The sequence below is a fragment of the Stenotrophomonas sp. STEN018 genome, assembly GCF_056760235.1.
The window spans coordinates 1-23,006 of sequence record NZ_JBRREK010000005.1; the positions used below are offsets into that span (position 1 = coordinate 1).

Genomic DNA, 23,006 nt, shown 5'->3' on the forward strand with positions numbered 1-23,006 from the left:
CCCCGCCCGCCCCCCGGCCCCCCCCCGCCGCCGCCCCCCGCGCCCCCCGCCCCCCCCCCCCCCCCCCCCCCCCCCCCCCCCCCCCCCCCCCCCCCCCCCCCCCCCCCCCCCCCCACTACAGGGAATCCGTTATTCCGGGCTGGGCTGGAACGAGGCCAGCCGTGCTTCCAAGGCCGCATGCTGAGCGTCGCCGCCGTGCAGGCGCATGAAGTTCTCCGCGTTCACCGGGCGGCCCAGCAGGTAGCCCTGCAGATGATCGCAGCCCAGCCGTTCCACGTACGAACGCTGCCCCTGGGTCTCGATACCTTCGGCGACGATCTCCATGTTCAGCGCGTGACCCAGTGCGACGATCGCCGAGACAATCACCACGTCCTCGTCGCTTTCTTCCAGCGCCAGCACGAAGGCGCGGTCGATCTTGATCTCGGTGGCGGGCAGCCGCTTCAGGTGCAGCAGGCTGGACACCCCGATGCCGAAGTCGTCGATTGATATGCCCACGCCCAACGCGGCAAGGCTGCGCAATACCGAAATGGAATTGTCGGTGTCGCGCATCACTGCGCCTTCGCTGATTTCCAGAATCAGGCGTGAAGGCTCAAGGTCGTTGCGCTCCAATGCGGCACGCACGTCTTCAATCAATTTGGGTGAGCCCAGCTGGCGCCCTGACAGATTTACCGCTACCCGCCAGTCGGCGTTGCCGGCATCCTGCCAGCTGCGCATCTGCCGGCAGGCCTCGTCCAGCACCCAGTTGCCGATTACATCCATCAGCCCACTTTGCTCGGTCAGGCGGATGATGCGTTCAGCAGGGACGTAGCCGTGCTCGGGGTGGCGCCAGCGGATCAACGCCTCGGCACCGCTGATGCGGCCGCTGTCGGCGTGCACACGCGGTTGGTAATGCAGCGACAGCTGCGGCGTGCCCAAGGCCTTGCGCAGGTCTTCCAGCAGGCGCCGGTCCTGCTCGACGTTGTCGTTCATCCAGTCAGCGAACACCGCATGGGTGTTGCGCCCGGACTGCCTGGCATAGGCCATGGCGGTCTCGGCCATGGCAATCAGCTGCGCGGCGGTGGTGGAGGTGCCAGTCTGCGGATACTGGGCAATACCCAGGCTGGCGGTGATGCGCAGTTCGCGTCCGCTTACCCGTACCGAATTGACTGCCAGAATGATGCGGTCTGCCAGCGAGTCGAGTTCTTCGCTCTGCCTGAGCTGGCAGGCGATCACGAACTGATCGCCACCGAGCCGGCCGACCAGGTCATCGGCTGGCAGTAGCTGGCGCAGGCGTTCGCCGATATCGACCAGGGCAGCATCGCCAGTCTGCGAGCCGAACGCGCCATTGATATGGCGGAATCCATCCAGGTCGATGGACATCACTGCGAACGGCTGGCCGCCCTGCAGCAGTTGTTCGATGCGCTCATGCGAAAGCTGGCGGTTTGGCAGCCGGGTCAGCGAGTCGTGCTGGCTGGCATGGAACAACTCCTTGCGGGCATCGTCCAGCGAGGCCGACAGCATGGAATTGCGCAGATGCAGCAAGCGCGCCTGCATGCGTTGCTCGAACAGGGAAATGGTCAATACCACGCCCATCACGCCGACGGTCAGCAGCACCACGCAGGCGGCCAGCCATTCGGTGGGAACGCCGCCAGTGGTGGCCGCTGTGCAAACGGAGTTGGCCGGGAAGCGTGCCGCTGCCATGCCGGTGTAGTGCATGCCGACGATGGCCAGGCCCATTACCGCTGCGGCGATCAACCGCGGTGGCAAAGCGTGTTCGACGGTGCGCAGGCGGAAAGCGATGTATAGCGCACTCCACGAAGCGCCAACCGCAATCACGATCGAAAGCACAAACCAGACTCGGTCGTAGTCGATGCCGGGGTTCATCTTCAGCGCCGACATGCCGACGTAGTGCATCCAGGCGATGCCCAGGCCCATCAGCAGTGCGCCCAGTGCCAAGCGCAGGTGCGGCAGGGTGGGCCGCGAGACCAGCCATAGCGCGAAAATCGAGGCGGCAACCGCAACCAGTAGCGACTCCACGGTCAGCCACAGGTCGTAGCCCAGCGGTATCGGCAGGCGGAACGCCAGCATGCCGACAAAGTGCATCGACCAGATACCGGCACCCATGGCCACGCCACCGGCCAACAGCCAGCGAGCTGCAGCGCGACGTGGTTGCGAGGCGGAAACCCTTGAGGCCATATCCAAGGCCGTGAACGAGGCCAGGATCGCCACCAGGATCGACAGCACGACAAACAACGGGTTGTAGCTGCCAACGAGCATCAAACCTCTCCCTAAGGTTGTCGCGCCGCGGTCGCGGAAGCGAGATGTCGTACCTGGTTCCGCATTCCCCTGCGGTCCGTGCTGTACCCGGACTATCCACCGGTATAGGGGAACCGGCAAGGGGGCCTTCAGGCAATGTGAAATCGAAAAACGTGAGCTGTGTAGGGCGTCACATTGTTACTTGCCGCGCCGTATCAAAGGCGGTGTCGAACAGGCGCTGTACCGGTGGGCCCATTTCCCCAGCCAGCAAGGTAAGCAGGGACAGGCCGAGCAGCAGTGCAACCGGCAGGCCGAGCTGCATGGGGTTGAGCGCCGGCGCCGCGCGGGCAAGGACACCAAAGGCCAGGTTGATTGCCAGCATCGCCACTACCAGCGGCAGTGCCAGTGACAGAGCACCACGGAAAATCTGCAGGGCCAAGGTCGGTACCAAGGCTGCGACCGCGTGCGGATCGGGCAGGGCGGTGCCGATGGGCAGTGCCTTGTAGCTGTCCACCAGCAGCGAGATCAGCGCCAGGTGGCCATTGCTTGTGAAAAACAGCAGGCCGAACATCAGGTAAAACCATTGCCCGATCACGCCTGAGCTGCCGCCGCGCATCGGGTCGGCCATCTGCGCGAAGGCCAGGCCGGTGCTCTGCGCGATCATTTCGCCGGCCATGGCGCCGGCTTCGAAGATCAGCCGCAGCAGGAAGCCGATGCTGACCCCCACGGCTACTTCGCGCAGGATGCTGAGCACGGTCATCGAGTCAAAGCCGTTGAAGATCGGCACCGGAGGCAAGACGGGCGCAAGCGCCACCGACAGGGCGACCGCCAGCAGTGCGCGTACCCGCGCCGGCACCGCGCGGGTACCGACCATCGGCATGGCCATCAGCATCGCGCCGATACGCAGCATGATCCACAGGGTATTGCCGATGATGGCAAAAGCCTGCTGGCCGTCGATGACTGTCTGGGTGACCGAATCCACGACGCTAGCCGATCAGATGCGGGATGCGCTGGAACAACAGGATGGTGAACTCGACCAGATGCCCAAGCAGCAGGCTGCCCAGCGCAAACAGTGCCGCGGTCAGTGCGGCGGCCTTGGCGACAAAGGCGATGGTGGGCTCGTTGATCTGGGTGGCAGCCTGGATCACGCCGATCACCACACCGACGACCAGTACGACTAGCAGCAGCGGGCCGGCGATCCACAAGGTGGCAACCAGGCCGCCGCGGAGTTCGGTAAGGGCAAGTTCGGGACTCATGCCAGGGCAGATGCAAGAGCGGTGCCAGAGTGTTGGCGGCGGGTTTCTGGCGGACGGTCGGGGGCGCTTGTAGGAGCGGCGTAAGCCGCGAAGCTCATGGTCGACGAGATCGAATCTGTATCAACGGCCAAACAATCCTGGCTTCGCGGCTTATGCCGCTCCTACAACTGCCTGTCCTGGCTTGCTGCGGTAATCCTCACCAACCGCTTGCAGCCCCGCAATCGCAAACCGATGCAGATGCGCCAGCAATGCCTGCGACGGGCCTTGCACCACTGCCTGCAACGGGCCCGGCACGCCGCGCCCGATCACGATCAGCATCATGCACGGCGCGGCGACGCTGAGCAGGCAGCGCAACAAGGCGGGCTCGTTGGCCGGGATGCCGGATATCTCACTGAGGATCTGCGCCACCGCCATCATCTTTGGCGGAACCGCTTCTTCCATCAGCACCTGCAGGTGTGAGGAGGGTGCCAGCAGTTCGCGTGCCAACACGCGCGGCGCCCAGGCCTCGGGTTGCTGCGCGCGCTGGACCAGGCCGGCCAGCAGTTCGTACAGGCGCTGCTCCGCGCTCAGCGCGCTGCCGGCAATGCGCTGCAGGTCGTCAAGATCGAGCAGCTGCCGGTGCGCTTCCAGCAGCACCGCCTGGTACAGACCGTTGCGGCTGCCGAAGTGGTAATTGATGGAGGCCAGGTCGGCAGCGGCGGCCTGGGCGACGGCCTTGCTGGTGGTTTCGGCGAAGCCCTGTTGCGAGAACAGCTGGCCGGCCGCCTCCAGCAGGCGGGCGCGGGTAGCCTCGCCATCGGTACGTGGACCGCGCAGGGTGGTTTTCTGGATGCTCATTGCGTGGCAAGTTTAGCCTGCTTCATCGTCCCGATCGGCTCTACTTTAAATTAAATTTAATTTGAACTAGGCTGTTCGGCAGATCCAGTCCTGCTTGCGGAAGCATCCTGATGAAGAAGTCCGTCCTTGTCGTGGTGGCCGCTGTTGTGGTGCTGAGCGCGCTGCTGTGGTGGTGGAGCAGCAGAGATAAACCGGCAGGTGATGCGCTGCAGTTGCAGGGCAATGTGGACATCCGCCAGGTGTCACTCGCCTTCGATGGCAGTGGACGAGTGCAGCAAGTACGGGTGGACGAAGGGGACAAGGTCAAGGCCGGCGATGTGTTGGCCACGCTTGATACCCGCACCCTGCAGCTGCAGGCCGATCAAGCCAAGGCACAGATTGAGACCCAGCGGCAGACTGTGGCACGACTGCACAACGGCGCGCGGCCACAGGAAGTCGTGCAGGCCAGGAGTCAATTGGCTGCGGCGCAGGCCGATGCAGCACGCGCAGCGCAGGACCTGCAGCGGCTGCAGGGCGTGGCCAGCGCCACCGACGGGCGCGGCGTAAGCGCGCAGGAGATGGACCGCGCACGCAGTGTGGCGAAGGTGGCGGCAGCGACGGTTGAACTGCAACAACAGGCGTTGGCGCTGGTGCAGCAGGGGCCGCGCAAGGAAGACATTGCGGCAGCCGAAGCGCAGTTGCAGGCAGCCGATGCGCAGCTCGCTTTGCTGCAACACCAGATTGCGCAAGGTCAGCTCACCGCACCGGTGGCAGCGGTGGTGCGCTCGCGGCTGGTGGAAGTCGGCGACATGGCAAGTCCGCAACGGGCGGCGTTTGCATTGGCGCTGACCCAGCCCAAGTGGGTGCGGGTATTTGCCAGCGAGACCGAACTGGGCCGCATCCGCAGCGGGCAAGCCGCACAGGTGACCAGTGACAGCCATCCCGACAAACCGGTGGCGGGCAAGGTCGGTTTTATCTCGTCCGTAGCCGAGTTCACGCCGAAGTCGGTACAGACCGAGGAGCTGCGCACCAGTCTGGTTTACGAGGTACGCGTGGTGGTTGACGATCCGCAGGATCAGTTGCGGCTGGGCCAGCCTGTGAGCGTCCGGCTGCAGGAGGCGACGCGCTGATGGAAGCGGCCGCTGCCACGGTTGTTGCGGTCGACCTGCGCAAGTGTTTCCCGGCGGCCGGTGTCGGGCAGGTAGAGGCACTGGCCGGGATTTCCCTGAGCGTGCGCAAGGGCGAGCTGACCGCGTTGGTTGGACCGGATGGTGCAGGCAAGACCACCTTTTTGCGCATGGTTGCTGGCCTGCTGCCGGCTGATGCTGGCCAGCTGCAGGTGCTGGGCTATGACGTAGCAAGGAAGCCACAGCAGGTACAGGACCGTATCAGCTACATGCCGCAGCGCTTTGGCCTGTATGAAGACCTGAGCGTGCAGGAGAACCTGGATCTGTATGCAGACCTGCATGGCGTGCCGCTGGCCGAGCGCCATGCGCGCTTCGAGCGGCTGCTGCAGATGACCGATCTGGCCGCGTTCAAACAGCGCCCGGCCGGCAAATTGTCCGGCGGCATGAAGCAGAAGCTGGGCCTGGCCTGCACCCTGGTGCGTTCGCCGGAGCTGTTGCTGCTGGATGAGCCAAGTGTCGGTGTGGACCCACTGTCGCGGCGCGAACTGTGGAAGATCATCCAGCAGCTGGTGCAGGAGGAACAGCTCAGCGTGCTGGTCAGCACCGCTTATATGGATGAGGCCGAACGCTGCGAGCAGATCTTCGTGCTGCATCAAGGGCGTTTGCTGGCGCAGGGCAATCCAGCCGCGCTGACCGGCAAGGCGCAGGGCCTGACCTGGACGGTAGCGCCAGCGCCGCCGTTGCAGCCGCGTGACCTGCAGGCGCAGCTGATCGACGATAGCCGCCACGTGCTGGATGCGGTGCCGCGTGCCGGCTCGGTACGTTTCATCCTGCAGCCCTCGGCAACGCCGGCGGATATCGCTGGGCTGCTGCAGGATCAATTGCCCAGCCCGCGCCCAGCTGAGTTGGAAGATGCCTTCATGATGCTGCTGCGCGCGCAGGAATCGCCCGCGTCGCTGCCGGTGGCGGAGGTCGCACCGATAACGATCCCGCAGGATGATGCGCCGGTCATCGTGGTGCGCGATCTGGTGCGTCGTTTCGGTGACTTCACCGCGGTGGCGAGCACCAGTTTCGATGTGCATCGTGGCGAGATCTTCGGGCTGCTCGGCCCCAACGGCGCTGGCAAGACCACTACCTTCCGCATGCTCTGTGGGCTGCTTCCCGCCAGCAGCGGGCATCTGGAAGTAGCCGGTCTGAATCTGCGCAGCGCCCGTGCCCAGGCGCGCGCACGTATTGGCAATGTCTCACAGAAATTCGCCCTCTACGCCAACCTCACGGTACGCGAGAACCTGGAGTTTTTCGGCGGCGCCTACGGTCTGGGCGGCGCGCAGCTGCGCCAGCGCGTAGCCGACGCCATTGCCCGCTTCGACCTGCAGGGCGACGCTCGCAGCGGCGAGCTGCCGGCCGGTTACAAGCAGCGTCTGGCGATGGCAGTCGGCTTGCTGCATGCACCGGAAATCCTGTTCCTGGATGAACCGACCAGCGGCATCGATCCGCTGGCGCGGCGTGCGTTCTGGCGCACCATCACCGGGCTGGCGCAGCAGGGCGTGACCATCATCGTCACCACCCACTTCATGGAGGAGGCCGAGTACTGCGACCGCATCGCCATCCAGGACGCAGGTGAACTGCTTGCCTTGGGAACGCCGCAGCAGGTGCGTGAGCTGGCCGGCGCTGGTGGTATCGATATGAATGCCGCCTTCATTGGCATTGTCGAGCAGGGCCGCGCCCAGCGCAGTGCCGCTGCCGCCGGCAGGGCCGCGTGATGTCCGGCTTCACCTCGCGGTTGTGGGCGCTGGTGCGCAAGGAGACCCGGCAGATGCTGCGCGAGCGCAGCAGCCTTGCGGTGGGACTGTTGTTGCCGGCGGCTTTGATCCTGCTGTTCGGTTACGGGCTGTCGTTCGATGTCAGCCACGCACCGGTTGCGGTGGTGCTGGATGAGCGCTCGCCGACCACGCAGTCGCTGGTCGCAGGGCTGCAGGGCTCGCCGTATCTGGCGCCGGTGCAAGTCGGTGACATGGCTGCCGCGGTGGACTTGATGCGGCAAGGCAAGGTCGGCGGCATCGTGCATGTGCCGGTGGATTTCAGCCGGCGCATGGCGGATGGCAATGCGCAGGTGCAGCTGATCCTCAACGGCGTGGATGCCAATACCGCGCGTACGCTGGAAGCCTATGTGGGCGGCGCCTTGGCGACGCAGCTGCAAACCACTTTTGATCGACAAGGCGGCAGCAGTGCGGGCGGCGGCGTCAATGTGATCCAGCGCATGTGGTTCAACGAGGCAAGCACCAGCACCTGGTATCTGGTGCCGGGCCTGATCGTACTGGTGATGACCTTGATCGGTGCCTTCCTGACCTCGCTGCTGGTTGCGCGCGAGTGGGAGCGCGGCACCTTGGAAGCACTGTTCGTGACGCCGGTGCGGCCGACCGAACTGGTGCTGGCCAAGCTGCTGCCGTATCTCGGTATCGGCGCGATCAACCTGGCGATATGCCTGCTGACTGCGCGTTTCCTGTTCGAGGTGCCGATGCGCGGTTCGCTGCTGGCGATCGTGATCAGCTCGCTGCTTTACCTGACTGTGTCGCTGTTGCTGGGCCTGTTCATATCGGCGGTGACCCGCAACCAGTTCCAGGCCAGCCAGGTGGCACTGCTGACCAGTTTCATGCCGGCGATGATGCTGTCCGGTTTCGTATTCGACTTGCGCAACATGCCGGCGGCGGTACAGGTCATCAGCCAGCTGTTGCCTGCCACCCACTTCATGGGCTTGATCAAGTCGCTGTTCCTCACCGGTGACAACTGGCCGTTGTTCCTGCAGAAGTCGGCCATCCTGCTGCTGTATGCGTTGCTGCTGTTTGCCGGCACCCGCTATAAACTGCGCAAGAGGCTGGTGTAAGCATGGAAGCCATTGCCATCTATTTCAGGCGTATCGCCTTCCTGTGCAGGAAGGAGCTGATCACCCTGCTGAAGGAACCCTCCAGCCGCGCCATGCTGTTCATGCCGGCGCTGATGCAGGCGCTGTTGTTTGGCTACGGCGCGACCTTCGATCTGCGCCACGTGCCATATGCAGTGCTGGACCTCAGTGGCGGACAGGCATCGAGCGAGTTGCTGTCGCGGGTGGACGGCGCGGGCATGTTCGAGCGTGTCGCCACGCTGGATTCGTCGAGGCAGATTGCAGGCTTGATCGACGCCAATGAAGCGTTGCTGGTGATCAGCATCCCGGCTGATTTTGAACAACGGCTCGCATCCAAGCAGGGCGCGCCGCTGCAGTTGATCATGGACGGTCGCAATTCGACAACCGCGGGTGCCGCTGCCGGTTACATTGGTTCCATCGTTGCCGACTTCAATCAGACGCGCGCTGCCGGTGGCCAGGCGGTGCAGCTGGTCACCCGCAGCTGGTACAACCCCAATCTGGAATCGCGCTGGCAGCTGATGCCAGCGCTGATCGCCGCCCTGAGCATGTTGCAGACCTTGCTGATCGCGGCGCTGTCGGTCGCGCGCGAACGTGAGCAGGGCACCTTCGATCAGTTGCTGGTCACGCCGCTGACGCCGATGCAGATCCTGATTGGCAAGGCCTTGCCGTCGATTCTGGTGGGCTTGGTGCAGTCCACCATCATCCTGCTGATCATCCGCTTCTGGTTCCAGATTCCAATGGCCGGCTCGATGGGGGTGCTGTATCTGGCGTTGGCGGTGTTCACCGTGGCGTCGGTGGGCATCGGCCTGTCGATCTCGGCAGTGGCAGCCAACATGCAGCAGGCGATGCTCTACACCTTCCTGTTGATCATGCCGTTGATGCTGCTGTCGGGCTTGATGACGCCGGTAGCCAACATGCCCAAGGCGTTGCAGCTGGCGACTTACGCCAATCCGCTGCGATTTGGCATCGATCTGGTGCGCCGGGTTTATCTGGAAGGCGCCGGCCTGCAGGAAGTGGGCTTCAACTTCATCCCCATGCTGGCGGTGGCGGCGATTACCTTGCCGTTGGCGGCGTGGTTGTTCCGTAACCGGCTTACCTAGGACGCGATCCATGTTCCCGCAATTACGCTCACTATTGAACGCGTCGCTGCTGCTCTCGCCGCTTGCTGTCGGCCTGATGCTGGGCGGTTGCGCGGTCGGGCCGGACTTCGTGCGCCCGGAGGCGCCGGCCCCGGCAGACTGGAGCCAGTGGCGTGGCGGTGACGCGTCACTAAATGCCGAAGCCAATACGCAGGCGCTGCAGCCGGAGTGGTGGGCGCAGCTGTCCGACCCGACCCTGGATGAACTACAACGGCGTGCCTTGCAGGCGAGTCCGGACCTGCGCACGGCTGCTCTGCACTTCGCCCAGGCGCGCGCGCAGCGGCGCACTGTTGCCGCACAGCGCGGCGTCGATGTTACTGCCTCGGCGGGCGTCAATCGCCAGCGCCAAAGCGAGAACGGCGCCGGTACCCGCATGCTCGATATTCTCAGCAATGACAGTGACGCGCTGAAGCAGCTGCTGGCAGAACCGTTCAATCTGTATCAGGCCGGTTTCGATGCGTCCTGGGAACTGGATCTATGGGGCAGGGTGCGGCGTTCGATCGAGGCGGCCGATGCCGGTGTGGCGCAACAGGCAGCCTTGTTGGATCTGGCCAGGCTGAGCGTCAGCAGCGAAGTGGCGCGCAGCTACGTGCAGTTTCGCGCCGCACAACGCCAGATCGAACTGGCTCGCGAGGATATTGCTGCATTGGAAGAACGTTTGGCGCTGCTGCAGGCGCGGGTGGACGGCGGCCTGCAGGACCATCTGGATCTGGATCGACAGCAGGCCGATCTTGCTGCTGTCCGCGCGCGTTTGCCCGGTTTGCTGGCCGAGGAGGCCAGCAGCGGCAACCAACTCGCGCTATTGCTCGGCGAGCGCCCCGGCGCACTGCGAACCCTGCTCGCAATGCCTGTGGCTGCTGTCAGCGACGCGCTGCCGGATCTGTCGCTGGGCCTGCCATCGGAAGTGGCGCAGCGACGCCCGGATATCCGCGCCGCGCAGGCACGCCTGCAGCAGGCGACGGCCAGCATCGGCGTTGCACAGGCCGATCTGTATCCCAGCATCCGCCTCGGTGGCAAATTCGGTTACGAGTCGTATCTGTCCGGTGAGTTCTCGGACTGGGGCAGCCGCACCTGGTCGATCGGCCCGGTGCTGAACCTGCCCCTGTTCGATCACGGTCGGCGCAAGAGTGTGGTGCAGCTGCGTGAGCTGGAACAACAAGAAGCTGCCGTGGCCTACCAGAAGACGGTGCTGCAGGCCTGGCAGGAAATCGACAATGCCTTGAACGGCTACGCCGCGGCGCAGCAACAGCGCGTGCAGCTACGCGAGCGTGAGCAGGCGACACTGGATGCTTACAAGATCGCCCAGGCACGATATGACGCGGGGCTGGTCGACTTCCTGGCCGTGCTCGATGCACGTAGAAGCTATCTGCAGACGCGACGTGACCTAGTTGATTGCGAGGCACTGCTGCGTAGCCAGTTCATTGCCATCAACAAGGCTTTAGGCAATGTTCTGCCCGCAAGCGAGTGACTGGCGGCGGACGAGAACGGTGACAGAACGAAAGGGCGTTGGCTCTGTGCTGCAGATTGAAAACCCGCCACAGTGTGCAGCGGGTTCTGGGCTGCACTGATCAGCGCCGACGCAGCCAGAAGTAGATCGGCAGTCCCGCGATGATCAGCGCCACGCCCCACAACAGGGCCTCGCTGCCGATGCCTGCAATCGCGTACAGGCTGAAGACCAATGCGCCAGCAGCGGCGATGCGCGAGGGGATGCCTGCGCCACGCCACAGCCAGGCGGCGGCACCGGCCAGATAGGGCAGCAGGGTGGCCGCGGTGGACAGCAGCACCGAGAACTTGAACAGGTCCACCAGCGAGCGGTTGTAGTTGCAGATCACCAGCACGGTGGCCAGCAGACAGCTGACGATGACACCGAACACTGGCGCACCGCGCTTGTTCTCATAGGCGAAGGCGCGCGGCAGCACGCCATCTCGAGCTGCCGCCATCGGCAGCTGTGCTGCCAGCAGCGTCCAGCCATTGAGCGCACCGACGCAGGAGATGGCCATCACCACGGCCAGCAGCATGCCGGCGGTCGGCCCCCACAATGCGGCGGCGGCATCGGCCATCGGTGCGCTGGAGCTGGCCAGCACATCAGCCGGAAGCAGGCCCAGCACCGTGGTGCAGGCGAGCACGGTTGCGATACCTGCGATCGCGGTGCCGGCGACGGTGGCACGGGCGACCGTGCGCGGTGCGTCATCGACGGACTCGGCCGGGACCGTGGCGGCCTCCAGGCCGATCATCGCCCACAGGGTCAGCGCCACGGTAGCGGCAGCCACGCTGCCCAACGATTCGCCGGAGGGGTTGAACGGTACGTAGTGGCTGGTATCCACCAGCCACAGCGCGACCAGGCCGAACATCAGCAGCGGTACTACTTTCAGTACGGTGGTTGCCAGCTGCAGGCGTCCGGCTTCGCGCACACCGATCAGGTTGACGCCTGCACACAGCCACAGCGCGACCAGGCCGCAGGCCGCAGCGCGCACCGGGGTCGCGGTCAGAGCCGGGAAGATGGCGCCGATGCTGCCGGCGAAGGCCACCGCGATCGCGGCAATCGCACACCACATTGAGATCCAGTAGCTCCAGGCGACCAGAAAGCCGGGCAGCTCGCCAAAGGCGTTGCGGGCGAACACGTAGGGGCCGCCGGTCTGCGGCCAGCGCTTGGCCAGCTGGGCAAAGGTCACCGCAAGCAGCAACGCACCGCACAAGGTGATGCCCCAGCCGATCAGGGTGGCCGCTCCATAGGGGGCGAGGGTGGCTGGCAACAGGAAGGTGCCCGAGCCGATCATGCTGCCCACAACCAGGGCGGTGGCGGACCAGAAGCCCAGCGGGCGACGCGAAGTAGTCATAAATACAGCAACGGCAAAGGCTCGCGCCGGGTACGGAAGGCCCGGGAGAGCGTGAATAAGGTTGGCAGACGCCGGTGGCGACCGCAGCAGGGGACGGATTATGACGGTTTGCAGGCCAGACCGCGATCTGAAACCTGACGGTAATGACCTTTGGCCCTTCCAGCAGGGCCACAGTAGCGCAGACGCTGGTGGCCTTGTTCCCTGTGCTGGAAACCCCCGATGACCGTTCGACCGCTGGCGCTAGCCGTCTCGTTTTCCCTGGCCACCGTGCTGGCCGCCTGTTCGCCGTCATCGCAGCCAGCCGCTGGCGACAGCAGCGCGCAGGCACCGCAGGCCGACAAGGCCGCGCAGCTGAACCAGCTGTACGCCGACTATTGGGAAGGCGTGCTCAAGCTGAATCCGCTGCAGGCCACCTTCCAGGGCGACAACCGTTACAACGACCAGCTGCCGGACTTCGGCTCTGCCGAGTTCCGCAAGCAGAGCCACGACTTCACCCAGGAATGGCTGGGCAAGGCCGAGAAGATCGGCGATGCCGGCCTGGCCGGCCAGGATCAGCTCAGCTACCGGATCTTCGTTGAAGAGCAGAAGCAGTCGCTGGAAGGGGAGAAGTTTCCGACTTGGATGATGCCGGTCAACCAGATGGGCTCCACCGTCAGCTATGCAGTGATGCTGGGTTCGGGCCAGGTGGCGCAGCCGTTCAAGACGGTCAAGGATTACGACAACTGGCTGGCGCGTGCCGCGCGCATGCCGGTGCTGCTGGCGACCGAAAACGCCAATATGCGTGAAGGCATGAAGGCCGGCGTGGTGCAGCCGCGCGTGCTGATGGAAAAGGTCGTGCCGCAGTTCGACGAGATCATCACCGCCAAGGCCGAGGACAGCCAGTTCTGGGGGCCGATCAAGTTGCTGCCGGCCGATTTCTCGCAGGCCGACAAGGATCGCCTGACTGAAGCCTTCCGCAGCGTGATCAACGACAAGCTGATGCCGGCGATCAAGCAGCAGCGCGATTTCATCGCCAACGAATACCTGCCGGCGACCCGCGACACGGTTGGTCTGGACTCGTTGCCGGATGGCAAGGCGTGGTACGCCTTCAACGCCAAGCAGAGCACCACCACTGCACAGACTCCGGAGCAGATCCACGAGATCGGCCTGAAGGAAGTGGCGCGCATCCACGCTGAAATCCAGACGGTGATGACCGAAGTGGGCTTCAAGGGCTCGCTGCAGGAGTTCTTCACCTTCATGCAGAAGGACAAGCAGTTCGAGTTCAAGTCCGAGCCGGAACTGCTGGAGCATTACCGCGGGCTTGAGGCCAAGATCAATGCCAATGTGCCCAAGCTGTTCTCGCTGACCCCGAAGGCTGGTTTCGAGATCCGTCCGATCGAGGCGTTCCGCGCCAAGTCGGCTGCCGGCGGCGAGTACATGCAGCCCAGCGAAGACGGCAGCCGTCCGGGCATCTTCTACGTCAACACCTATGACTTGCCGACGCGCAAGACCTGGGACGCTGAAGACCTGTTCCTGCACGAAGCCATCCCGGGCCACCACTTCCAGCTGGCGTTGCAGCAGGAACTGAAGGGTGTGCCGGCGTTCCGTCGCTTCGGTGGCGAGACCGCCTTCATCGAGGGTTGGGGCCTGTATGCCGAAAGCCTGGGCAAGGACCTAGGCGTCTACACCGATCCGTACAGCTACTTCGGCCGCCTGCAGGGCGAGCTGTGGCGCGCAGTGCGCCTGGTGGTGGACACCGGCCTGCATTCCAAGGGCTGGACCCGCCAGCAGGTGCTGGATTACATGTTCGCCAATTCCTCGGTGAGCGAACCTGATGCGGTTGCCGAAGCCGAGCGTTACATCGCATGGCCGGGTCAGGCGCTGGCCTACAAGACCGGCGAACTGAAGATCCAGGAACTGCGCAAGCGCGCGCAGGACAAGCTGGGTGCCAAGTTCGACATCCGTGAGTTCCATGCCGAAGTGCTGAAGGACGGCTCGGTGCCGCTGGACGTCCTCGACGAGAAGGTCAACGCCTGGATCGCCGAAAAGTCCAAGTAAGCGGCAAGCCGCCTACAGGTAGTGCCGAGCCATGCTCGGCAAGGGGCATTAAAGCTAACCCCTCCCCAACCCTCCCCTTGGCCGTTGGCCAAAGGGAGGGGGCAAGAGCGTAGTGCCGAGCCATGCTCGGCAAGGGGCTTCACCGGTAAAGCTTCAGCCGAGCATGGCTCGGCTCTACAGGAATTGCTTGTAGGAGTGGCGTCAGCCGCGAAGCTGGCAACAATGAAACGGCAGAATGGCCCGCAATCAGTTGATCGCGGGCTACAACGACATTGCCGGCAAAGCCCCAGCCGAGCCTGGCTCGGCTCTACAGTCGGGCTACGTAGTGTTCCAGCTGTAGGCGCTCGGTCCGCCATCTTGCTGTGCCACAGTGCACGGCAATCTTTTGAGTCCGCTGGCGGTCTGGTCGCGGGCGTTCGTCGTTTACCTACCGCGTACCGCTGATGACTTTTATCGTATCGCTGCTGCTGCCGTTGTTGGCCATCCTGTTCTGGTGGCCGGTCCATCCTTTGTCCAAGCTGCAGCGCAGGTGGCGGACCGGCATCAGTGTGTTGCTTGCACTGATCGGCTTGGGCTTCGCCATCTTGTGGCGGCTGGACATCTTCAGCTACACGGTCGAAGCCTGGATACAGTTGGTATTCGGTTGGGTGCTGGTGATGTTCATGCTGGTACTGGTGTTCGTGCTGCTGCGCGAAGCTGGCTGGCTGCTGTCACGCTTGCTGCCGCGCGCAGCACGCATCGCAACACTGTGGCACGGCGTCGGCTTCAATCAGGGGGCGGCGCTGGTGATCGTGCTGCTGGCCACGCTGGGCATCTACAACGGCCTCAAGCCACCGCAGGTACACGAGCGTGAGCTGGTCGTGCCGCATCTGCCCAAGGAAATGGACGGTCTGCGTGTGGCGGTATTGGCTGACCTGCACATCAGCCCGGTCAAGCGCACCTGGCGTACCCAGCGCATCGTCGATGCAACCCTTGCGGTCAAACCCGACATGATCGTGTTGCCCGGCGACATGGCCGACGGCGGCTTGGAGGACAGCGGTCGTTTCGCCGCGCCGCTGGCGCAGCTCAAGGCGCCATACGGCGTCTGGTTGGCGCCGGGCAACCACGAGTATTACTACGACTACAGTGCGTGGATGGCGCACTTCCGGCAGATGGGCCTGGGTGTGCTGGAGAACCAGACTGCACTGCTGACCATCAACGGCCGCAGGCTGGCAGTCTCGGGTATCGGTGACCTCGCGGCGCTGAAGCCGAGCTCGTACATGCATGGTGGCCTGGCGCCGGACATGCAGGCCGTCGTGGATGGTGGCAGGGGCGGCGAAGTCCATATATTGCTGGCCCACCAGCCCAAGCAGGCGCGCGCGGCCGCCGCGACCGGCGCGATCGACCTGCAGATTTCCGGTCACACCCATGGCGGGCACATGCTGGGATTCGATCGTTGGGTGGTAGCTCCCTTCAACCACGGGTATGTGCGAGGCGAGTACCGGGTGCGAGAGATGGCTTTGTTCGTCAGCAGTGGCGTGGGCCAATGGGACGGCTTCACCGCACGTCTGGGCGTGCCTTCGAGCATCGATGTGCTGGTACTGCGCAGTCCCGCCGAATAACCGGATTTGTAGGAGCGGCGTCAGCCGCGAAGCTTGCGCATCATCAGATGACAAATCTGCCCTGATGTTCAGCAATGCCAGCTTCGCGGCTTACGCCGCTCCTACAAGAAGCGGAGATGTGCGTGCTCTGGCATCGCGGTCGTGCCGACTGATCAGGTATCGAGGTCGGCCTCGCTGCCGTCAATATTCCTGCGCTTGTCGGGCATCAGTTTCGGTAGCGTGCTCACGACCGCCAGTGCAGCAAGCGTGGTGATGAAGGCCACCATCTCCATGCCCATGCCGGCAGCCATGCCGATGGCGGCCGTCATCCAGATGCCGGCCGCCGTGGTCAGGCCCTGGATGCGTTCTTCGCTGTCGAGCTTGAGGATGGCGCCAGCGCCGAGGAAGCCGATGCCCGAGACGATGCCCTGCATCACCCGGGTGACATCGGCGCCTGAAATGCCCATTTGCAAAGGCGCCAATACGAACAGCGCCGAACCTGCCGAGACCAGGATGTGGGTCTTCAGGCCGGCGGCGCGTCCTTTGCGCTCCCGCTCCAGGCCGAGCAGGCCACCGAGCACGATGGCTGTGGCCAGCCGCGTGACGATGACGGTCAGGGTGCCGACATCGGGAATGGCGAACTCGGCGGCCAGTGCCTGGCCGATTTCTGCAGCGATGCTCATACGATGGCGTCCTTCGTTGCTGGCGTGATCGGTGGGCGGGCTTTGAAGACTGATCGTGCGTTGGTTTTCCTTTACCGGCGGTGATGCCGAGGATACAAAAACGGCCCCGTGAGGGGCCGTCGTGTTGCGGATTGCAGCTCAGGCGATCAAAGCGTGATCTGATCGAAGCGTTCTACCCGGGTGTGGCCGTGGGTGGCTTCACCGCTGCGCGGCTGCGGGTAGTCGCTGAGGCGGTCGACCAGCACCGTCTGCAGGCCAGCCTCGCGTGCAGCATCCAGTTCTTCGACAACGTCGGACAGGAACAGGATTTCGGCCGGGTCGATGTTGATGGCCTTGGCGATATGCGCGTAGCTGGGCGCATATCGCTTGCCGCCGACTTCGGTGTCGAAGTTGCCGGAGAACAGGCTGTTCAAGTCACCTGCGTCGCTGAAACCAAAGAACAGCTTCTGCGCCGGCACCGAGCCGGAGGAGTACACGTAGAGCGGCAGGCCGCTGGCGTGCCAGCCGCGCAGTACGTCGGCCACTTCCGGGTAAAGGTGGGCGGTGTAGTCGCCGTTGCGGTAGCCCACGTCCCAGAGCATGCCCTGCAGCGCCTTGAGTGCGGTGTGCTTGCGGTCCTGGTCGATCCAGCCCTGCAGGGTTTCGACGATGACCTCGTCCTGACAGGTGCTGGCAGAAATCTCGGTGGCGACCGCGTCCAGCCACTGGCGGACCTGTGGTTCATTGCCGTGCGCCTGCACGAAGCCGGGCAGGGCATTGCGGGCATACGGGAACAGCACTTCCTTGACGAAGGAGATGCTGGAGGTGGTGCCCTCGATGTCGGTGAGGATGGCTTTGATGGTCATGCTGGTCTTCCTGCATGGTGCTGCTAGGGGCACGAATGCTTAGTTGGCGAGGATAGGAAGCAAGAGCTGGAAGCTGCCCTCACCCCAACCCCTCTCCCGCTTGCGGGAGAGGGGCTCAAGCAGAGCAGGGGCTCAAGGCACAGCGGCGGCTTAGGCCGCGCTGGGCTCGTAGCGCGGGAAGCGCTGGGCGATGTCGGTGCCGGTGAAGTGGCCGACCCAGCCGTCCGGCTCGGTGAAGAAGCGGATCGCGGCGAAGCTGGGCTCTTCACCCATGTCGAACCAATGGTTGACGCTGTCGGGCACCGCGATCAGATCGTCTTTGACGCATTCCACTTCATAGACCTTGTCGCCTACGTGCAGGGTGAACAGGCCTGAGCCGGCGACGAAGAAACGTACTTCGTCTTCCTTGTGGTAATGCTCGTCGAGGAACTTCTTGCGGATCTCGGCACGCGCCGGGTTGTCCGGGGCGATCGAGGCCACATCCACGCTCTTGAAGCCGTGCTCGGCGACCAAGCGATCAATATCCTCGCGGTAAGCGGCGAACACTTCTTCCTGGCTCGCGCCCGGGGTGACCGGGTGCTTGGCCTGCCAACGTTCGAAGGTGACGCCGATCTTGTTCAGTTCGGCGGCGATGACGGCGCCGTCGCGGCTGTCGAACAGCGGCGCGTCCGGGGCGGTTTCGTTGAAAATGCGCAGTCGGCTCATGGGGGACTCGACGTAGTAGAAAGAAGGATCAGGCGTGGCCGCGCAGGCGGCGCAGCTCCAGTTCGCAATGCAGCAGGAACTCGAACGCCTCCAGGTGGCGACGGGCTTCGCCCATGTCGCGGCCCCAGGCATACAGGCCATGGCCGTCGATCAGGTAGCCCCACATCGGCCCCTTGTCGAGCTCGGCCTCGACCTGGGCGGCCAGCACATCCATGTCCTGGGTGTTGGGGAACACCTTCAGGTCGACGGCGGTTTCGTGGGTGGTGTTGCCATGCAGGGCCTTGAGCAGCTCATAGCCCTCCAGGCGGATATGGCCGTCGCTGCCGTACAGGCGCGAGGCGATGGTCTGCACCGGCGAATGGGTATGCAACACGCAGCCGATTTCCGGGAAGCGGGCATAGAGCTGGGTGTGCAGCTGGGTCTCAGCGGACGGGCGCAGCGGGCGGCCCACGGCCTTGCCGTCGAAATCCACCACCATGATGTCGCTTTCGATCAGCCGCCCCTTGTCCTTGCCGGACACGGTGATGGCCGCATGCTGGTCGTCCAGCCGATGTGAGAAGTTGCTGCTGGTGGCAGGTGTCCAGCCGGCGTGGGCCAGCTCACGGATGTTGTCGATCAGCAGCTGGGCCAGTTCGCTCAGTCGCTGGGCGTCGTAGGGGACGGTAGGCGCGTTCATGGGGCCCATTCTACTAAGAACGCCCGCAGGTTCATGCATGTATCCGGATGGAACTGATGCCGGCATGGAATATGGGTGGAATTGAATGGCGCGGGCCCCGTTGCCCGGTGCGCTGTTGCTTACCCTGGCTACGGGTGGTGCCGCCTATCCAGGCAACGAAAAAGCCCGGGATCGCTCCCGGGCTTCAGTTTCGTTCAGCGCTGACAACTCAGCCGTTCTTGGCCTTGTTGGCCGCATTTAGCTTGCTATGGCGTACGCCATACAGGAAGTAGATGATGAAGCCGGTTGCGGTCCACACACCCATCAGCATCCAGTTGTGCAGGGTCATGGCGGTCAGCAGGGCGATGCAGCTGAGCACGCCGAGGCTGCAGATCAGCCAGGCCATCGGGATGCGGAACGGGCGCGGCAAGTCCGGCTGGGTGCGGCGCAGGACCAGCACGCCGGCGCAGACCGCGGCAAAGGCGATCAGCGTGCCCATCGAGGTCAGTTCACCGAGGATATCCAGCGGGAATAATGCCGCCAGCAGGGCGATGCCGATGCCGGTGATGACGGTATTGATGTGCGGGGTGCGGTACTTGGGGTGGATCTTGGTGAATACCGGCGGCAGCAGGCCGTCGCGGCCCATGATCATGAAGATGCGCGGTTGGCCGATCACCATCACCAGCACCACCGACGCCAGGCCGATCAGCGCGCCGACTTCGACGATGATGCGCAGCCAATCCAGCTGCGGGTGCGCGGCAACGGCGGTGACCACCGGCTCGGCGGTGCCCAGCAGCTGGTACGGCACCAGGCCGGTCATCACCGCAGCCATTGCGATGTACAGCACGGTGCAGATCACCAGCGACAACAGCATGCCGATCGGCAGGTCGCGCTGCGGGCGGTGCGATTCCTGCGCCGCCACCGACACCGCTTCAAAGCCGATGTAGGCGAAGAACACCATTGCCGCGCCGCGCAGTACGCCTTCAAAGCCGTACTTGCCGGGGCCTTCGTTGGCCGGAATGAACGGAGTCCAGTTGCTGGTGTCCACGTACTTCCAGCCAGCAATGATCACCAGGATGATCAGGCCGGTCTTGAGCACGACCATGGCCATGTTCATCGCCGAGGACTTGCTGATGCCGACGTAGCACAGCCAGGTCAGCAGCAGCACCAGGATCGCCGCCGGGATGTTGGCAATGGCTCCGGTCGGTTTGAGCTGGGCATCCAAGGGCGCATTGACCAATGCCGCAGGCAGGTGGATGTCGAAATGGTTGAGGAAGCTGAGGAAGTAACCGGTCCAGCTGACCGCCACTGCCGAGGCCGAGACGCCGTATTCCAGCACCAGCATCCAGCCGATGAACCAGGCCGACAGCTCGCCGAAGGTGGCATAGGTATAGGTGTAGGCGCTGCCGGAGACCGGCACCATCGAGGCGAACTCGGCATAGGCAAGCGCACAGAAGGCGCAGCAGATGGCCGCCAGTACGAACGACAGCATGATCGCAGGGCCGGCGTGGTTGGCCGCGGCCTGGCCGGTGATGACGAAAATACCGCCGCCGATCACCGCGCCGATCCCCAGTGCGGTCAGCCCCCAGGGGCCGAGGGTGCGGCGCAGGCTCAGGCCATTGGCTTCCTCATGTGCGGCGTGCGGATGTTTGGTGGCCCAGAGTTGCTTGAACATGTTTCGGGTCTTCGCTCATCGGTGCGCGGCAGGCGCGCAAAAGAAAACCGGCGCGCTGGGCGCCGGTCAGGGTGTGGATCAGGCTTGCTTGTTCAGCTTGCTGTTGCGGATGCCGTAGCCGAAATAGATACACAGGCCCAGCAGGGTCCAGCCAACGAACAGGTGCCAATGCACCACGAAGGCCTGCATGAACAAGGCCAGACAGGCCAGTGCGCCCAGCGGGCAGATCAACCATGCAGCCGGCACCTTGAAAGGACGCACGATGTCGGGCTTGGTACGGCGCAGCACCAGCACGCCGATGCAGACCGTGGCGAAGGCCAGCAGGGTGCCCATCGACACCAGCTCGCCCAGCACATTCAACGGCACCAGCCCGGCCAGCAGGGCGGCCAGCACGCCGACTACCACGGTGCTGACGTACGGGGTGCGGAAGCGCGGGTGGACCTTGCCGAACATCCTAGGCAGCAGGCCGTCGCGGGAGATGGTGTAGGCGATACGCGACTGACCCATCATCATCACCAGCACCACCGAGGACAGGCCGGCGATGGCGCCGATCTCGACTGCGGTCTTCAGCCAGGACAGGCTCGGATAGGCTTCCAGCGCGGTGGCCACCGGCTTGTCGGTGCCCAGCAGGTTGTACGGCAGCATGCCGGTCAATACGGCACAGACGACGATGTAGACGATGGTGCAGATGGCCAACGAGCCGAGCAGGCCGATCGGCATGTTCTTCTGCGGGTCCTTGGTTTCGCCGGCTGCGGTGGAGACCGCATCGAAGCCGATATAGGCGAAGAACACGATGGTGGCGGCACGGAACACGCCACTCCAGCCGAATTCACCGAAGGTGCCGGTGTTTTCCGGGATGAACGGGTGCCAGTTTGCCGGGTCGATGTACTGGATGCCGAAGCCGACAAACAGGCAGATCACGATCACCTTGATCGCCACGATCACCGCGTTGACCAGGGTGGACTGGGTAACGCCGACGTAGAGCAGGCCGGTGATGGCCGCCACGATCAGCACCGCCGGCAGGTTGAACAGCTTGCCGGAATTGACGAACTCGCTACCGGTCCAGGCCAGCGGCGCCGCCGACAAAGCGTCGGGGAACGGCATGTGCAGCGTGGTGGTGATGAAGCTGATCAGGTACGCCGACCAGCCAACCGCGACCGAGGCGGAGGCGAACAGGTATTCCAGCACCAGACACCAGCCGATGAACCAGGCCATGCCTTCGCCCAAGGTGGCGTAGGAATAGGAGTAGGCGCTGCCGGAGACCGGCATCATTGCTGCGAACTCGGCGTAACACAGACCGGCCAGTGCGCAGGCAATGCCGGCGAACACGAAGGACAACATCACCGCTGGTCCGGCGTGGTTGGCTGCGGCCTGGCCGGTCAGCACGAAGATACCCGCGCCGATCACCGCACCTATGCCGAGCAGGATCAGATGCTTGGCTGTGAGGGTGCGCTTGAGTGTGGCTTCGCCTTGCAGGCTGCCTTCGACCGGTTCACCGGCATCAACATGTGCGGCTGGTTCGACCGGCTTGACCCTCAACAGTGCTTTAAGCATTCCGCAAATTCCCGAGCTGTGTATTGGCCCGAACGCGCTGAGGCGACGGGACCGGTTGTATGGCGACGCAAGCTGAACGGTCGGCAACCACTCTACCTTGCCAAAGGTAGCGAAACTCGACAAGCGCAACTGCAACATCGACAGCGATAATGGCTGTCGGATTGAGAAGATGGGATGTGCTTACAGTCATGCGTGGTGAGGATCTACAGCTGAGGCAGGCATTTGAGGACTATTCCCGACGCCACGGCGAGCATGAGGAGGTGGCGCGGGAATTCCTGGCCCTGCTTGATGAAGGCGGCGTGGACCCATTCACCCGCGAGCGGCTGGCTGGGCATTTCACCGGTAGCGCCTGGTTGGTCAGCGCCGATGGCCAGCGCGCGCTGCTCACCCACCATCGCAAGCTGCAACGCTGGTTACAGTTGGGCGGGCATGCCGATGGCGACCACGATCTGACCGCGGTAGCGCTGCGCGAGGCCGAAGAGGAATCCGGCTTGCCTGACCTGACGCTGGCGTCGGCCGAGATTTTTGATCTGGACCGGCATTGGATTCCTGAGCGCAAGGATGTTCCTGGGCATTGGCACTACGACGTGCGCTATGTGGTTGTTGCGGGTAGCAACGAGGCGTTCGTGGTCAGCGAGGAGTCGCTGGAGCTGGCGTGGCGGCCGGTAGCCGAGATCGCCAGCGAGGAAGATGAATCCATGCGGCGGATGGCGAGCCGCTGGCTGCAGAGATAGATGGGGCATGTGGGAGCGGCGTCAGCCGCGAAGCAGGCAGCGCCTGATCGCCGGTAATGCCTGCAATCTGAATGTCCATCAGCTTCGCGGCTGACGTCGCTCCTACAAAATCACCAGACGTGACCGGGAAAGCCCCTGCCGAGCATGGCTCGGCACTACAGCCCCCTCCCTTTCGCGTAGCGAAGGGGAGGGTTGGGGAGGGGTTGGCTTTTGCAGCTGTGATGTC

At 64.1% G+C, this 23,006-nt stretch carries 19 protein-coding genes; 8 read left to right on the forward strand and 11 right to left on the reverse strand.

All coding sequences use genetic code 11. The annotated features are described in order from the left end of the window. Positions 1-129: 129 nt before the first annotated feature. The 4 genes from ACVOMB_RS03130 to ACVOMB_RS03145 all read right to left on the reverse strand — a co-directional run bounded on the left by ACVOMB_RS03130 (position 130) and on the right by ACVOMB_RS03145 (position 4,328). Positions 130-2,256 (reverse strand): putative bifunctional diguanylate cyclase/phosphodiesterase, encoded by a 2,127-nt coding sequence (locus tag ACVOMB_RS03130; protein ID WP_481529834.1) that lies wholly within the window; start codon positions 2,254-2,256, stop codon positions 130-132. A 169-nt stretch (positions 2,257-2,425) separates the two neighbouring features. Continuing rightward, positions 2,426-3,217 (reverse strand): flagellar biosynthetic protein FliR, encoded by a 792-nt coding sequence (gene fliR / locus ACVOMB_RS03135; protein ID WP_481529835.1) that lies wholly within the window; start codon positions 3,215-3,217, stop codon positions 2,426-2,428. A 4-nt stretch (positions 3,218-3,221) separates the two neighbouring features. Continuing rightward, entirely contained in the window at positions 3,222-3,491 is a 270-nt protein-coding gene (locus ACVOMB_RS03140; RefSeq protein ID WP_481511224.1) for a flagellar biosynthetic protein FliQ, read from the reverse strand. Between the two features lie 150 nt (positions 3,492-3,641). After that, complete coding sequence (locus tag ACVOMB_RS03145; protein ID WP_481529836.1) at positions 3,642-4,328, reverse strand: TetR/AcrR family transcriptional regulator; 687 nt, start codon at positions 4,326-4,328, stop codon at positions 3,642-3,644. Between the two features lie 110 nt (positions 4,329-4,438). Here ACVOMB_RS03145 and ACVOMB_RS03150 point away from each other — a divergent pair, with 110 nt between their 5' ends. Genes ACVOMB_RS03150 through ACVOMB_RS03170 form a run of 5 tightly spaced genes read left to right on the forward strand, consistent with a single transcriptional unit; the run spans position 4,439 to position 10,943 of the window. Further along, positions 4,439-5,437 carry an HlyD family secretion protein gene (locus tag ACVOMB_RS03150; RefSeq protein ID WP_481529837.1) on the forward strand — a complete coding sequence of 333 codons (999 nt, stop codon included), beginning with the start codon at positions 4,439-4,441 and terminating at the stop codon, positions 5,435-5,437. Then, positions 5,437-7,197: an ATP-binding cassette domain-containing protein gene (locus ACVOMB_RS03155; RefSeq protein ID WP_481529838.1), complete on the forward strand. Its 1,761-nt coding sequence runs from the start codon at positions 5,437-5,439 to the stop codon at positions 7,195-7,197. The genes ACVOMB_RS03150 and ACVOMB_RS03155 overlap by 1 nt, the downstream gene beginning before the upstream one ends. Next, positions 7,197-8,318 carry an ABC transporter permease gene (locus tag ACVOMB_RS03160; protein ID WP_481529839.1) on the forward strand — a complete coding sequence of 374 codons (1,122 nt, stop codon included), beginning with the start codon at positions 7,197-7,199 and terminating at the stop codon, positions 8,316-8,318. The genes ACVOMB_RS03155 and ACVOMB_RS03160 overlap by 1 nt, the downstream gene beginning before the upstream one ends. A gap of 2 nt (positions 8,319-8,320) precedes the next feature. Then, a complete protein-coding gene (locus ACVOMB_RS03165; protein ID WP_481529840.1) occupies positions 8,321-9,436 on the forward strand; it encodes an ABC transporter permease in 1,116 nt (371 codons plus the stop codon). 10 nt (positions 9,437-9,446) lie between these two features. Further along, positions 9,447-10,943, forward strand: a complete 1,497-nt coding sequence (locus tag ACVOMB_RS03170) for an efflux transporter outer membrane subunit (RefSeq protein ID WP_481529841.1) — start codon at positions 9,447-9,449, stop codon at positions 10,941-10,943. 100 nt (positions 10,944-11,043) lie between these two features. Here the strand turns inward: ACVOMB_RS03170 and ACVOMB_RS03175 are convergent, their stop codons facing one another. Continuing rightward, positions 11,044-12,312: an amino acid permease gene (locus tag ACVOMB_RS03175; RefSeq protein WP_481529842.1), complete on the reverse strand. Its 1,269-nt coding sequence runs from the start codon at positions 12,310-12,312 to the stop codon at positions 11,044-11,046. A gap of 219 nt (positions 12,313-12,531) precedes the next feature. On the opposite strand from ACVOMB_RS03175, the gene ACVOMB_RS03180 reads away from it, so the two are divergent. Continuing rightward, entirely contained in the window at positions 12,532-14,349 is a 1,818-nt protein-coding gene (locus ACVOMB_RS03180) for a DUF885 domain-containing protein (protein ID WP_481529843.1), read from the forward strand. A 443-nt stretch (positions 14,350-14,792) separates the two neighbouring features. Next, complete coding sequence (locus tag ACVOMB_RS03185) at positions 14,793-15,950, forward strand: metallophosphoesterase (protein WP_481529844.1); 1,158 nt, start codon at positions 14,793-14,795, stop codon at positions 15,948-15,950. Between the two features lie 152 nt (positions 15,951-16,102). On the opposite strand, the gene ACVOMB_RS03190 is transcribed toward ACVOMB_RS03185, so the two are convergent. From ACVOMB_RS03190 to ACVOMB_RS03215, 6 genes are all read right to left on the reverse strand, one after another. Continuing rightward, a complete protein-coding gene (locus ACVOMB_RS03190; protein ID WP_481529845.1) occupies positions 16,103-16,612 on the reverse strand; it encodes an MgtC/SapB family protein in 510 nt (169 codons plus the stop codon). Positions 16,613-16,758: 146 nt separating this feature from the next. Further along, positions 16,759-17,457, reverse strand: a complete 699-nt coding sequence (gene mtnC / locus ACVOMB_RS03195) for an acireductone synthase (RefSeq protein WP_481529846.1) — start codon at positions 17,455-17,457, stop codon at positions 16,759-16,761. Between the two features lie 150 nt (positions 17,458-17,607). Further along, positions 17,608-18,162 (reverse strand): 1,2-dihydroxy-3-keto-5-methylthiopentene dioxygenase, encoded by a 555-nt coding sequence (locus ACVOMB_RS03200; protein WP_481529847.1) that lies wholly within the window; start codon positions 18,160-18,162, stop codon positions 17,608-17,610. 28 nt (positions 18,163-18,190) lie between these two features. After that, positions 18,191-18,838, reverse strand: a complete 648-nt coding sequence (locus tag ACVOMB_RS03205; protein WP_481529848.1) for a methylthioribulose 1-phosphate dehydratase — start codon at positions 18,836-18,838, stop codon at positions 18,191-18,193. Between the two features lie 208 nt (positions 18,839-19,046). Then, positions 19,047-20,492 (reverse strand): amino acid permease, encoded by a 1,446-nt coding sequence (locus ACVOMB_RS03210; protein ID WP_481529849.1) that lies wholly within the window; start codon positions 20,490-20,492, stop codon positions 19,047-19,049. A 78-nt stretch (positions 20,493-20,570) separates the two neighbouring features. Continuing rightward, positions 20,571-22,046: an amino acid permease gene (locus ACVOMB_RS03215; protein WP_481529850.1), complete on the reverse strand. Its 1,476-nt coding sequence runs from the start codon at positions 22,044-22,046 to the stop codon at positions 20,571-20,573. 188 nt (positions 22,047-22,234) lie between these two features. Here ACVOMB_RS03215 and ACVOMB_RS03220 point away from each other — a divergent pair, with 188 nt between their 5' ends. Further along, positions 22,235-22,780, forward strand: a complete 546-nt coding sequence (locus ACVOMB_RS03220; protein ID WP_481529930.1) for an NUDIX hydrolase — start codon at positions 22,235-22,237, stop codon at positions 22,778-22,780. Positions 22,781-23,006 lie beyond the last annotated feature (226 nt).

What these genes read in the sequence shown, in the direction of transcription:
- ACVOMB_RS03130 (WP_481529834.1), bottom strand. Translation starts at nt 2,256, where the DNA reads ATGCTCGTTGGCAGCTACAACCCGTTGTTTGTCGTGCTGTCGATCCTG.
- ACVOMB_RS03210 (WP_481529849.1), bottom strand. Translation starts at nt 20,492, where the DNA reads ATGTTCAAGCAACTCTGGGCCACCAAACATCCGCACGCCGCACATGAG.
- ACVOMB_RS03180 (WP_481529843.1), top strand. Translation starts at nt 12,532, where the DNA reads ATGACCGTTCGACCGCTGGCGCTAGCCGTCTCGTTTTCCCTGGCCACC.
- ACVOMB_RS03190 (WP_481529845.1), bottom strand. Translation starts at nt 16,612, where the DNA reads ATGAGCATCGCTGCAGAAATCGGCCAGGCACTGGCCGCCGAGTTCGCC.
- ACVOMB_RS03215 (WP_481529850.1), bottom strand. Translation starts at nt 22,046, where the DNA reads ATGCTTAAAGCACTGTTGAGGGTCAAGCCGGTCGAACCAGCCGCACAT.
- ACVOMB_RS03175 (WP_481529842.1), bottom strand. Translation starts at nt 12,312, where the DNA reads ATGACTACTTCGCGTCGCCCGCTGGGCTTCTGGTCCGCCACCGCCCTG.
- ACVOMB_RS03170 (WP_481529841.1), top strand. Translation starts at nt 9,447, where the DNA reads ATGTTCCCGCAATTACGCTCACTATTGAACGCGTCGCTGCTGCTCTCG.
- ACVOMB_RS03165 (WP_481529840.1), top strand. Translation starts at nt 8,321, where the DNA reads ATGGAAGCCATTGCCATCTATTTCAGGCGTATCGCCTTCCTGTGCAGG.
- ACVOMB_RS03140 (WP_481511224.1), bottom strand. Translation starts at nt 3,491, where the DNA reads ATGAGTCCCGAACTTGCCCTTACCGAACTCCGCGGCGGCCTGGTTGCC.
- ACVOMB_RS03205 (WP_481529848.1), bottom strand. Translation starts at nt 18,838, where the DNA reads ATGAACGCGCCTACCGTCCCCTACGACGCCCAGCGACTGAGCGAACTG.
- ACVOMB_RS03145 (WP_481529836.1), bottom strand. Translation starts at nt 4,328, where the DNA reads ATGAGCATCCAGAAAACCACCCTGCGCGGTCCACGTACCGATGGCGAG.
- ACVOMB_RS03220 (WP_481529930.1), top strand. Translation starts at nt 22,235, where the DNA reads ATGCGTGGTGAGGATCTACAGCTGAGGCAGGCATTTGAGGACTATTCC.
- ACVOMB_RS03150 (WP_481529837.1), top strand. Translation starts at nt 4,439, where the DNA reads ATGAAGAAGTCCGTCCTTGTCGTGGTGGCCGCTGTTGTGGTGCTGAGC.
- ACVOMB_RS03160 (WP_481529839.1), top strand. Translation starts at nt 7,197, where the DNA reads ATGTCCGGCTTCACCTCGCGGTTGTGGGCGCTGGTGCGCAAGGAGACC.
- ACVOMB_RS03185 (WP_481529844.1), top strand. Translation starts at nt 14,793, where the DNA reads ATGACTTTTATCGTATCGCTGCTGCTGCCGTTGTTGGCCATCCTGTTC.
- ACVOMB_RS03200 (WP_481529847.1), bottom strand. Translation starts at nt 18,162, where the DNA reads ATGAGCCGACTGCGCATTTTCAACGAAACCGCCCCGGACGCGCCGCTG.
- mtnC (WP_481529846.1), bottom strand. Translation starts at nt 17,457, where the DNA reads ATGACCATCAAAGCCATCCTCACCGACATCGAGGGCACCACCTCCAGC.
- ACVOMB_RS03155 (WP_481529838.1), top strand. Translation starts at nt 5,437, where the DNA reads ATGGAAGCGGCCGCTGCCACGGTTGTTGCGGTCGACCTGCGCAAGTGT.